This is a genomic window from Evansella tamaricis (assembly GCF_019042215.1).
Taxonomy (GTDB): Bacteria; Bacillota; Bacilli; order Bacillales; family Salisediminibacteriaceae; genus Evansella; species Evansella tamaricis.
On sequence record NZ_JAHQCS010000145.1, the window covers coordinates 49,321 to 60,295 of the forward strand.

Consider the following 10,975-nt stretch of genomic DNA (forward strand, 5'->3'; position numbering starts at 1 on the left):
GATTTATCCGTTAACCGAAATAGATTTTCCGCATGCCTTCGTTCTAACAATCGTCATTCAGCATCATCATTAAATTTAAAATAAAACATATTTTCTCTCCCTCTATACAAGTTGTCCTTAAACAACATAGTTTCCTACTTCATTGTATGGTACAAAAAAAAACACCCAATTGAGTGTCGTTCAAATTTTTGAGGAATTAATAACCTAATCGTTTTCTTCACCCATTAATAACTTTACATAATCTCTTCTAGAATATAGAATTCTAAAAATCGAAACATACTCATCATCAATTTTGTAAAAAACAATGTAGTTCCCACTTATTAAATACCTATAATTTGTTTTTACATCAATCTTTGATGATAATTTTAAACCAAAAAGAGGGAATTCTTTTAATTTTTCATAGTCCTCAATAATTTTTGAAACGACATTTATAGCCGCAGTTGGATTGTCGAGTTCCTTCGTTATATATTCTTTAATATCATACAAATCATTTTTGGCAACAGGGTTAATTCTTAACTTACGCATAAAAATTAAACTCCTAATTCGCCTTTTACTTGTTCTTCCGTTAGCCATTCATCTCCTGTTTTAATGGCCTTCTCAGCTTCCATCAGTTTTGAAAGTAACTTAATGGTAGCTTGATTTTTCTCATATTCTTCAATATCAACGATGGCATATCTACCTCGACCATTCTTTGTTAAAAATACTGGATCACCTACAGCAATGTCCTTTAATACCTCGTTATAATTTCTTAAATCTGATACAGGTTTAATATTTGGCATAATATCAACTCCTTTGTTGTTAATATTTTATCATTATTTAACTTAAAATAACACACTGAATATTACAGCAAACAACAAAAGATTTATCCTAATCTGTTTCGATAGCATCATTCATGTATTTTTGTATTACAACAAAAATATTGCGTAAAAGTTAGACCCCCTTAAAATAAAAATATCCCCCAAACCATAAGTCTGAGGGAACATATACCTTCTCTAAACCAGCTCTATCAACACCACGCACTCAACGTGACTCGTATGTGGAAACATATCCACTGGCTGTACTTCTTTCGCTAGAAAACCATGTTCTTCTAAATATTTTAAATCTCTCGCTAAGGTTGCTGGATTACAGGAGACATAAACGACTCTTTTCGGCTGCATTTTTACGATCGTTTCCAGTAAAGATTCATCACACCCTTTCCTTGGTGGGTCTACTACGATAACATCAGGGCGAATTCCTTGGGCATACCACCAAGGAAGGACCTTTTCTGCTTCCCCGACTGCAAAATCCACATTCTCTATTCCATTTAGTTTTGCATTCTTTTTCGCATCCGAAATCGCCTCCGGAACAATTTCGACACCATAGACGTGCTTAGCCTTTTGTGCCAGAAATAGACTGATTGTACCAATTCCACAGTAGGCATCAATGACTGTTTCTGCACCGGTTAACTGTGCATATTCTAACGCTTTGTCGTAAAGTACCTTCGTCTGTTCTGGATTTACCTGATAAAAGGAACGGGCAGAAATTGCGAATCGAATGTCTCCTATGTAATCATAAATGACTTCCTCACCCCAAAGCACTTCCGTTTTCTCTCCGAAAATAACGTTCGTCCGTTTTGGGTTGATGTTTTGTACAATGGATTTGACGTTTGACAGCTCCGCCTGAATGTCTTGAATGATATTCTTCTTGTTCGGTAGTTCCTTTCCCTTCGTAACCAGGACGACCATAAGTTCGTCGGTTTTATAGCCATATCGTGTAACCACATGGCGTAATGTGCCTTTATGGGTTTTATCATCGTAGCCCCTAACCCCGTACTTTTTCGCAATATTTTTCACGATCTGGACAAGCTTATCATTCTGTTCATGCTGAATCGCGCATTGGTCCATGTCGATGATTTGGTGAGATCTTTCCGCATAGAACCCTGCTATAAGACCACCCTCCTCTTCCCCAAAAGGAACCTGTGCTTTATTGCGATAACGCCACGGATCCAGCATACCAAGGGTAGGATGAACCGTTAAACTGCTAAATCCACCGATCCGTTCCATAACATCCCGAACTTGTTTTTCTTTATGCTTCAATTGTCCTTCATAACTGAGGTGCTGAAGTTGGCATCCCCCACATTGTTTAAAAATTGGACACGGGGCATCAACCCGATACTCACTTTCCTTGGTTAACTCCAGCAGGCGTCCGAAAGCATAGTTTTTTTTCACCTTAGTTATTTTCACCTTGCCAGTTTCCCCTGGTAAAGCCCGCTGTACAAAAATTGGGAATCCATTTAATTTTCCAACTCCTGCCCCATCATGGGTTAAGTCCTCAAAGTTAACTTCTATCGTTTCATTTTTGCGAACTGGTATTTGTCTCATTCTCTTTTCCTTTCCGAACGTGTTTTTTCTGACCTTGATTGTACCATAATGGTAAGAGTTGAAAAAATCCTAAGGGTTGATATGATGAAGAAGGCATTTTATAGAACGGAGATGAAGGTATGATTAAAATAGGACGAAATGATGCTTGCCCATGCGGTAGTGGTAAAAAATATAAGAAGTGTTGTCTGAACAAGATCCAGGAAAACGTTCTTTTGAATGTTGAGGATCAGCAAGATTTTAATGAATTGCTCCCAAAGCTCTTTGAGTACAGTAAACAGTTTGACGGAGAACTACAGGCAATCTACCAACGTTACTCGAGTACTTATGAAAAATTAAAAACGGGGGATTCTAAGGCATTTTCTAAACTCCTCTTTCATTGGCTACTTTTTAATAAACCTTTAACAGAGGATGATAAATCGATTTTGGAAAAGTTTGTGGAAGAGCACAGTGACAACTATTCTGAAACTGTTTCCACTACCCTTAATAAATGGCTGGAGCTAACTCCTCAGATCCTTTCTGTCTTGAAAGTTGAAAAAGGTGGAGTTGTTCTTATTGATTGGCTGACTGAAAGCATCCACTATCCGGAACACACTGAGTTGACAAGCCAACTGACTGAAGATGACCTTCTTGTGGGTTACCTTTATCCTACTCCAACTGGTGTTGCCCTTGGAAGTGATGCCGTCCTTATTCCCGATTCTCTAAGACATCATGTCGTTGTTGAAGTGGATCGATTATTTGAGGAGTTCCATGAAGGGGTAAAAGATCCTTACTTCTTTGTGGAGCATTTCCACGCGTTTCTAAGTATTCTTGCACACGTATCAATCGTGGACCTTCCATCCGTTGGTTTTGAGAAAATTCCAGAGCAAGCATTTGCTGTCATCGACGAGCTCTATAACAATATTGAATTAGAGGATTACTCGTATGATCTAATCTTATTGGCAATGGAGAAGTGGTATCATTTTGCAAGTGAACAAGCACCGCGAATCCAAAAAGTTGGTACATATGCTGCTGCGATTGAATACTGGATTGCAAATCACCAACATCAATGGACCAAGCAAACCTTTAAGCAGTTAAGTGAAAAATATGGTGTTTCCCCTTCTACCATTTCTGCTCGTTTTAAAGAACTCAACAGCGTTTTTTCTGACGTAACCGAGAGAGTCCCACATGGGTAAGTTGACTTACAAATGGTAAGGTTATTTAGAAAAGCGTAAGCGCCTATGAACACGAGCGTAGGGCAGTGGAGGAATGACAACCTGAAGTCCGCTCTTTGACTTCAGTTGTCACTTCCGAAGTGCCCCATAGCGAGTAGGCGGTGGAGCTAGACAATAAGAAAAGCGCAAGCGCCTTGGTCACGAGCGTAGGGCAGTGGAGGAATGACAACCTGTATCTTATACTTTCAAATTTGGGATGGTTATTATTTCTATGAGCCCTCCCATTTTAAATGTTGACATTCAAGTGATAGGTTTATGATCACGCTGTTACGGGAATTGACTTATGTACGTTAACCAACACTCTCGTTCCTCGAAAGGAGTATTTTAAGTGAGCTCAGGCTTTACTTCCGAACAAAAAAAACGAAAAGTCCCTCCTAAGTATCATCAAGGTAAGAACCAAGAGGATACAAAACGATTTGAAAAACTATTGGACCAATTAGAAGACATGACAACCAAAAGTCGGCTTAAAGATATGGCATACCACTATACGAATAAGAGGGAAGTCATTAAAGTAAACTTCATCGCTGGACTAGCCCGAGGTGTAGGTTTAACAGTCGGCACAGCTTTGTTTATAGGGCTCATCATATTTATTTTAAATCAAATAATATCTATGCCATATATAGGTGAGCATATTGCGAATTTACTTGATATGATTGAGTCTTATCGACAGACTTAATCTTGAGTGTTATGTTTATTATAGACAACCACTGATAGTAACTAGGACTACTAAAATTATCGAGGTGATACATATGGATTGGTTAGGGATTGGCGTATTTATTTTATCCATTGGTTTTGCAATAGGGGTTGTGTTTTTAATCCCCGTTTTAAAGAACTTAGAAAAAACTCTAGGAGAGACTGCCGAGACCATTTCAAAAACACAAAAAAGTATTGAGGAACTGACAGGGGAAACGAAATTGGTTCTATACAATACAAATGAGACCATTTTAGATGTTAATAATAAGCTCGGAAAACTAGATCCTTTATTTCAAATTGTCCATGATACGGGCGAATCAGCTCATCATTTAACATCATCTTTAGCCCGGATTACATCTGGAAAATCCGAAAGTTTTAAAACGGGAATTGACGTATTAGACAGAAATCAATTACATGGTTTCATGCGAGGTGCAGCATTCCTTTATTACTTAAAGCAGGCAAAAAAAGAAATGAATAAACAAACGAAGGAATAATTGCTACGTTTGCAAGTCAAAAGGTACCTTAAGGGACTGCACCGGAAAGATGATAGATCAATCCACTTTTCAGTGCACCTCTGAGGTATCTTTTTCGTTGACAAAATTCTATACAATATCTCAAATTTTTGGGTTTAATATGATAAAATGAAACTATCGTTTTAGGCGAGGAGCGATCCTATGAAGATGCTAAGCAAACCGCAATTTGATCTTGCCAAGAATTACATAATAAATCATGCCCGTCCAATCGATCGGCATCTTTTTAACTATCATTTTTTAAATGGATCAAAATCTCCCATCCTGGCTGAGCTTGAGAAATATCAAAATAGTGATGGTGGTGTGGGTAATGCATTAGAACCGGATATCAGATCTTCCTTTTCAAGCCCAGTGGTAACCTCCTTAGCGATGCAATATGCCAGGGATGTAAATCTCCCTTGGAACCTTCCATTTATTCGTTCTGTCATGGACTACTTCACAAGGATTTATGAGAAATATCATCATTGGCCACTAAGATTGCCCCATATGAATGAATCACCACATGCTGAATGGTGGCACTATAGAGGATTAGATAGACCATTCAGTCACAATCCTGGAGTAGAAATCATTGGTTATTATCACGCTTATCCACAATCTATTCCAGAAAACTTATTGCCCCTTTTCCATGACCATGTATTCCAGTATATTGAGGAGCAACCTGATCATATAGATGTTCATAAAATGCTTTGTTATTTAAGACTAGTGGAGGAAATGCCTGACCCTGGTAAGACAATCATCATTGATTATTTGAGAGACATTAGTCGCCAAGTAGTTACGGAAGATCTATCCCAGTGGAGTGAATATAGCGCTAAACCATTATGGTTGGCACCTTCCCCAAACTCTCCTTTATATAACGTTTTGGAAGATGTTGTACATTGGAACTTGGATTTTGAGATTGATCAACAATTACCAGACGGATCTTGGTCTCCATTATGGGAATGGGGGATAGAGAAGGATTTTTGGAAAAATACCGTCCTCCCAGAATGGAAAGGCTGGCTCACAGTCCAAGTATTGAAGGTACTTAAACGCTATGAAAGAATCTCCTTTGATTAACTTTAACTTGGGTATCGCACGTTAGATGTCGGTACCCATAGGTACCCGGTACTCCAAAAAAAAGAGAGTTAGCAAATCACCTAACTCCCCTACTAGTTATTAAAATTAAAGCTCTCATTTGTAGTTGTTTGAAAACAGGCTAACTTCTTATTTGGTACAATCACATTGATATGATTATGAAGATTGCTGAATTCTCCAGGTAACTTCCCACCGTATTCCCCATCTAAATTTAAGTGAAGGTCCTGTTCTGAGTGAACAATAATATGGCTTGCTTGGATATACAGGACACGGTCATCATGAATATGTTCTCCTCGCAAAGCGTTAGTTACTACTCTAACCGCATCAGCCAAATTCGTCTTTTTCAAAATTAATAGATCAAACAAGCCATCATCCAAATATGCTTTTGGGGCCAATTTTTCAAAGCCACCTACCGAATTTGTATTTGATACAAGAAAAAGCATGATCTCCCCTTCGAATTTTTTTCCATCGTACTCTATGGTGACATGACTGGGCCGTATGCTGGGGAGCTTCTCAAACCCTTTCACATAGTATGCCACTTGTCCAATCATTGTTTTTAGCCTACTTGGAACTTCGTAAGTTAATTCTGTCAATGTCCCAGCGCCAGCAATGTTAATAAAATAATCCTGTCCAACTTTCCCCACATCTACATTTTGAAGTCTTCCATTACACAGGACATCACAAGCTTCCGTAATATCTCTGGGAATATGAAGCGCCCTTGCGAAGTCGTTTGTTGTCCCTGCCGGAATAACTCCAAGAGATGGCCTCTTTTCTTGCTCTGCAATCCCGTTAACAACTTCATTTATCGTCCCATCTCCACCGGCAGCAATTACTAAGTCAAATCCCCGTTCCGTTGCCTGCTTTGCTGCACGTTTTGCACAGTCTTTACCAGTTGTGGCATGTGCTGATGTTTCAAAGCCCACCTTCTCTAGCCGATCTAGAATATAGGGTAAATTTTTTTTCATCTGTTCCCTTCCTGAGGAAGGATTATATATTAATCTAGCACGCTTCATCGCACTCTCTCCCAGGGTAATTAAATTTTTCCACCTTTTTACATGACAGTATAACATTCAATGTATTGAAAGAGAAAGATTATGAATATATTATACAATTTCACATGATATTAGAGAAAATCTAACCAATAATTTTAATAAATGTGAGCAAAATCATTTTTATTATTTTCATTTTTCGTTATTATATAGAAAAGGAGGTTCACAAAAATGTCACAATTTTTCCATAGATTGTTTATTTGCATACTTTCAGTTGTTTTATTCAGTGCAGCTTTAGCTGGTATTCAATACTTCATTACCGGTGGTGAACAGTTTGGATTTGGATTGCTTTTGGGAATATACTCCTTTTACACTGCACCTGTGTTCCTTTTAGGCGGTATCCCTGCATCCTACTTAGTTGATTCCTATATGAAAAAAAATCAAAGTGTATACACTAAACTACAGAATTACTTTCGATCGTTTGGTTTGTACGGTATAGCAGGTATTACGGTTGTGATGATTTATTCTGCCATCACTTCTATTACAAAGGGCCAATATTTTTTTACTGCCTTCGAATCATTACAAAATATTGCAATTGGACTCTCAGCAGCAATAGTTTACTATCATATAACCTTACTTTTACAAATTAATTGGGAGAAGTTAAAGGAACAATATCAACAAGAAGCGGAAAACGTCAATAATACTCATTAATTATCCTAAGGACCAATTTAATTGGTCTTTTTATTTTTAAATAGTCAAAACAAACCTACTAAGATTACTTCCCATTTTCATACTAAAGTAAAACAAAAATTTAATTTATCCTGAAGTAAATTTTTTTATTTCATTCATAGTGTTTTCAACGCTAGGAAATGCTAATACAAATAATTTTATTGGGGGTTTATAGATAATGTATTCTGCAAAACAAATAGAGAAGTCGTATTGTGCCAGTGAATATGACAAGCTAGAGCGTGTCATACTTTGTGAACCTAAATATATGACGATTAGAGAACAAATTAACGAAACCCAAAAACATTTTAAAAACGAAGGTCTTCATATAGAGAAAGCGATGGAACAACACAAGAATTTTGTTAATACCCTTCAGTCGCAAGATATTGATGTCATTTTACTTCCGTCTTTAGAAAAGTTTCCTGAACAAGTGTTTACAAGAGATATTGGTTTTACGTTAGGCCAAACTATTTTTGTGGCAGATATGGCAAATGAAATACGGCAAGGAGAAGAAGAAGAATTAAAGAGATGGTTAAAGCAAGAGCAGATCTCCTATTTTAATCTCGTTGGGGATATGATTGAAGGCGGCGATGTTATTATAGACAGGGAGAACATCTTTATTGGATTAAGTAATCGAACGAATCAATTCGCCATTGATCATGTACAAAGTTTACTTCATCAGTTCAATGTGATCACTGTCCCTTTCACAGAAAAATACTTACATCTGGATTGTGTCTTTAACATTATTTCACCGACAGAAGCTTTATTTTTCCCAGAAGCTTTCACAAAGAAAGAGATTGATGTATTACAGTCTTATTATGAACTGATTCCCGTATCAAAAGAAGAGCAGTTTACTCTTGGGACTAATATTTTATCCATTGGAAATAAAAAAATTATTAGTTTACCTGTTAACAAGGACGTTAATAACCAACTTAAGAAGAGGGGATTTGAAGTTATTGAAGTAGACATATCGGAAATTATAAAATCTGGTGGTTCCTTTCGTTGCTGTACCTTGCCCTTAAAAAGGGAGATTACAGAGTAAATGAATATTTTAAAATTTACCTCCTTTAATTTGAAAAATTAAAGGAGGATTTCTTTTTCTATAGAATACATTATTTATCTTGTGTGTTTTATTCTTAGCGAGACAAATTCTACAATGTATCTCTGGAGGTAATAATATAATATGGATGTCGAACTTAATCAGCTTACTTTCCAAAAAATGTCTTATGAAAGCGCAAGGGAGATCTCTTGTTGGACATACCCTTCTCCCTATGACATATATAGCATGGATGGTTCCGAAGAACTTGTACAAGAGCTCGTCGAAGGAAATTATTACGTTGCCTACGATTCAAATCAGCAACTAATTGGATATTTTTGTTACGGACACGATGCGCGGGTTCCTGGAGGGTATAAAATCGGTTTATATGAAGACCAATCTTTCGTAGATGTGGGCTTAGGTCTAAAACCGAACTTAACAGGGGCTGGTTTAGGTAAATCCTTTTTAGAAAAGGTTCTATCCTACTTGCATACATTAGACTATACGTCTTTTCGTTTAGTTGTTTTAACAACGAACAAGCGGGCCATCATTGTTTATTTAAAGGCAGGGTTTGTGCCAAAGATGGTTTTTTCAAGTCCTGTAAATGGAAAGAATATGGAATTTCTTTTTATGGAGAGTGATAAAGAGAATCTGGGATTGTAGTTATAACTGTCTGCCAGGAACTTGTTAATCAACTGATCCTTCTCTTCTCTTCTGTCTTTCTTTCAGTCTTTGAAAGAAGCTTATAAACAATTTTAGCAAACACTACCATGATAAACGCAAATAAAACAAGGCCTTTATTGGTAAATTCTATCTGTTGTATTAGACCATTCATACTTATTAAATAAAACACAAAAGCAGAGACTTGCAGAAGTGTTACAAAGTATGGGAATAGGATGCGTTTTCCCCTTCGTTGAACACGTACAAATCGCAACCACTCAATTACTTGAAGGGGAATAATCCATAAAAAAGTTGCCAATGCAAATAAAAATAATCCTGATACCCCCTGCAAATAAACTTCCGATGGTAGTAAAAATGATAAAACTCCTATAACTAATGATATTAACCCAATAAAAACACTTATAATCATGCATACAGTAACTGCTTGTTTCATCATACCCTCCTTGAAGAATCTAAGCTTTGGTATGTCAACACTTATGTGGACAAATATTTAAAGGTGTATTAACTTGTATTCAGACGGTGTTAAATAACCTAGTGATCCATGAATTCGAATATTATTGTACCAATGTACGTAGTCAAAAAGTTCAAGGTCAAGTTCGTGTTGGCTAGAGAAAACCTTCCCATGAACGAACTCTGTTTTGATTGTCTTGAATGTAGCTTCAGCTACGGCATTGTCATAAGGCGTTCCTTTTTCACTCAATGAGCGTTCTATACCAAAGGCTTCTAGGGCTTGATCAATCAGTTTATTTTTAAATTCACTTCCTCTATCTGTGTGGAATAATTCAAGTCTATTAAGATTGTATTTTACTGATGTGAAGGCACGCTGAACTAACTCAGCACTTTTATGAGGACCAGCGCTGTAGCCAATAATTTCACGATTATATAAATCTACTAAAACACAAATATAATGCCATTTCTGTTGAACTCGAACGTATGTTAAATCACTCACAATCACTTTCAGTTCCTGGTCTTGATCGAATTCACGGTTCAATGTATTCCCTATCTCCGATTCATTACAAGACGTTCTAGAAGGCTTGAATTGTGCTACGGTGTATTTGGAAACTAATCCTTGTTCTTTCATGATTCGGCCAATACGCCGGCGAGAAACCTTCCAACCCTTCTTTTTTAGCTCTATCTTTATCTTTCTCTGGCCATAGTTATCCCGACTTTTCTTAAAAATATCGACGATCAGATTCGTTAACTCTTCCTCTTGGTTATCTCGAATCTCTGCTTCATAATAATACGTACTTCTCGGTAGTTGTAGGACCTCGCACATTGCTGATACCGAGTATTTGTGACTGTTCTGTCGGATCACATCTACTTTCGTCCCATGATCAGCGCGGCTTGCTTTAAAATATCATTCTCCATTGCTAGTCGTTGATTTTCTTTTCGTAAACGAATTAGCTCTTCTTGTTCCGGTGTACGGTTCTCTTTCTCTTCAAAAGACCCACTATTCTGGTGCTGCCTAACCCACTTATCAAAGGCAGATGGCGTCAGCTCGTATTCTTTGATAATTTCAGCCCTTGGCTTACCAGAAGCGTGCAACTGAACTATTTGTTCCTTAAATTCTTTTGTGTAGCTCCTTCTCTCTCGTTTGGCCATTACCGATTCCCCTCAGCGTTTATTTGAATCAAGTGTATATGACCTTAACGAATCTGTCCAACCAAGTGTAACCTAT

13 protein-coding genes are annotated in these 10,975 nt (G+C 37.2%); 7 read left to right on the plus strand and 6 right to left on the minus strand.

Going from position 1 to position 10,975, the window contains the following annotated elements:
- Positions 1–204: 204 nt before the first annotated feature.
- The 3 genes from KS419_RS18020 to rlmD all read right to left on the minus strand — a co-directional run bounded on the left by KS419_RS18020 (position 205) and on the right by rlmD (position 2,360).
- Positions 205–525 (minus strand): type II toxin-antitoxin system RelE/ParE family toxin, encoded by a 321-nt coding sequence (locus KS419_RS18020; RefSeq protein WP_217067779.1) that lies wholly within the window; start codon positions 523–525, stop codon positions 205–207.
- A gap of 5 nt (positions 526–530) precedes the next feature.
- Positions 531–779 (minus strand): type II toxin-antitoxin system prevent-host-death family antitoxin, encoded by a 249-nt coding sequence (locus KS419_RS18025; RefSeq protein WP_217067780.1) that lies wholly within the window; start codon positions 777–779, stop codon positions 531–533.
- Positions 780–992: 213 nt separating this feature from the next.
- Entirely contained in the window at positions 993–2,360 is a 1,368-nt protein-coding gene (rlmD, locus tag KS419_RS18030) for a 23S rRNA (uracil(1939)-C(5))-methyltransferase RlmD (protein WP_217067781.1), read from the minus strand.
- 119 nt (positions 2,361–2,479) lie between these two features.
- Between rlmD and KS419_RS18035 the strand changes: the two genes are divergently transcribed.
- The 4 genes from KS419_RS18035 to KS419_RS18050 all read left to right on the plus strand — a co-directional run bounded on the left by KS419_RS18035 (position 2,480) and on the right by KS419_RS18050 (position 5,847).
- Complete coding sequence (locus KS419_RS18035; protein WP_217067782.1) at positions 2,480–3,532, plus strand: YecA family protein; 1,053 nt, start codon at positions 2,480–2,482, stop codon at positions 3,530–3,532.
- A 367-nt stretch (positions 3,533–3,899) separates the two neighbouring features.
- Positions 3,900–4,247 (plus strand): DUF5665 domain-containing protein, encoded by a 348-nt coding sequence (locus KS419_RS25560; protein WP_217067783.1) that lies wholly within the window; start codon positions 3,900–3,902, stop codon positions 4,245–4,247.
- Between the two features lie 73 nt (positions 4,248–4,320).
- Positions 4,321–4,758: a DUF948 domain-containing protein gene (locus tag KS419_RS18045; RefSeq protein WP_217067784.1), complete on the plus strand. Its 438-nt coding sequence runs from the start codon at positions 4,321–4,323 to the stop codon at positions 4,756–4,758.
- A 180-nt stretch (positions 4,759–4,938) separates the two neighbouring features.
- Complete coding sequence (locus tag KS419_RS18050) at positions 4,939–5,847, plus strand: hypothetical protein (protein ID WP_217067785.1); 909 nt, start codon at positions 4,939–4,941, stop codon at positions 5,845–5,847.
- 92 nt (positions 5,848–5,939) lie between these two features.
- Here the strand turns inward: KS419_RS18050 and KS419_RS18055 are convergent, their stop codons facing one another.
- Entirely contained in the window at positions 5,940–6,878 is a 939-nt protein-coding gene (locus KS419_RS18055; RefSeq protein ID WP_217067786.1) for a diacylglycerol kinase, read from the minus strand.
- A gap of 207 nt (positions 6,879–7,085) precedes the next feature.
- On the opposite strand from KS419_RS18055, the gene KS419_RS18060 reads away from it, so the two are divergent.
- The 3 genes from KS419_RS18060 (at position 7,086) to KS419_RS18070 (ending at position 9,279) form a co-directional block, all read left to right on the plus strand.
- A complete protein-coding gene (locus tag KS419_RS18060) occupies positions 7,086–7,565 on the plus strand; it encodes a hypothetical protein (protein WP_217067787.1) in 480 nt (159 codons plus the stop codon).
- A gap of 196 nt (positions 7,566–7,761) precedes the next feature.
- Positions 7,762–8,622, plus strand: a complete 861-nt coding sequence (locus KS419_RS18065) for a dimethylarginine dimethylaminohydrolase family protein (RefSeq protein ID WP_217067788.1) — start codon at positions 7,762–7,764, stop codon at positions 8,620–8,622.
- A 141-nt stretch (positions 8,623–8,763) separates the two neighbouring features.
- Positions 8,764–9,279 (plus strand): GNAT family N-acetyltransferase, encoded by a 516-nt coding sequence (locus tag KS419_RS18070; protein WP_217067789.1) that lies wholly within the window; start codon positions 8,764–8,766, stop codon positions 9,277–9,279.
- 28 nt (positions 9,280–9,307) lie between these two features.
- Here KS419_RS18070 and KS419_RS18075 read toward each other — a convergent pair whose 3' ends face one another.
- The gene (locus tag KS419_RS18075; RefSeq protein WP_217067790.1) at positions 9,308–9,730 is read right to left on the minus strand and encodes a hypothetical protein; all 423 of its coding nucleotides are present in this window, start codon (positions 9,728–9,730) and stop codon (positions 9,308–9,310) included.
- 57 nt (positions 9,731–9,787) lie between these two features.
- Positions 9,788–10,899 (minus strand): IS3 family transposase gene (locus KS419_RS18080; RefSeq protein WP_217066546.1). Its coding sequence is split into 2 segments (ribosomal slippage): positions 9,788–10,650 and positions 10,650–10,899, totalling 1,113 coding nucleotides; the frame shifts between segments, so codons are not numbered across the junction.
- Between the last annotated feature and the right edge of the window lie 76 nt (positions 10,900–10,975).

Bases quoted from the DNA above. Each gene is read 5' to 3' on its own strand.
- KS419_RS18065 (WP_217067788.1), top strand. From the start codon at position 7,762: ATGTATTCTGCAAAACAAATAGAGAAGTCGTATTGTGCCAGTGAATAT.
- KS419_RS18075 (WP_217067790.1), bottom strand. From the start codon at position 9,730: ATGAAACAAGCAGTTACTGTATGCATGATTATAAGTGTTTTTATTGGG.
- KS419_RS18020 (WP_217067779.1), bottom strand. From the start codon at position 525: ATGCGTAAGTTAAGAATTAACCCTGTTGCCAAAAATGATTTGTATGAT.
- KS419_RS18060 (WP_217067787.1), top strand. From the start codon at position 7,086: ATGTCACAATTTTTCCATAGATTGTTTATTTGCATACTTTCAGTTGTT.
- KS419_RS18055 (WP_217067786.1), bottom strand. From the start codon at position 6,878: ATGAAGCGTGCTAGATTAATATATAATCCTTCCTCAGGAAGGGAACAG.
- KS419_RS18070 (WP_217067789.1), top strand. From the start codon at position 8,764: ATGGATGTCGAACTTAATCAGCTTACTTTCCAAAAAATGTCTTATGAA.
- rlmD (WP_217067781.1), bottom strand. From the start codon at position 2,360: ATGAGACAAATACCAGTTCGCAAAAATGAAACGATAGAAGTTAACTTT.
- KS419_RS18025 (WP_217067780.1), bottom strand. From the start codon at position 779: ATGCCAAATATTAAACCTGTATCAGATTTAAGAAATTATAACGAGGTA.
- KS419_RS18045 (WP_217067784.1), top strand. From the start codon at position 4,321: ATGGATTGGTTAGGGATTGGCGTATTTATTTTATCCATTGGTTTTGCA.
- KS419_RS18050 (WP_217067785.1), top strand. From the start codon at position 4,939: ATGAAGATGCTAAGCAAACCGCAATTTGATCTTGCCAAGAATTACATA.
- KS419_RS18035 (WP_217067782.1), top strand. From the start codon at position 2,480: ATGATTAAAATAGGACGAAATGATGCTTGCCCATGCGGTAGTGGTAAA.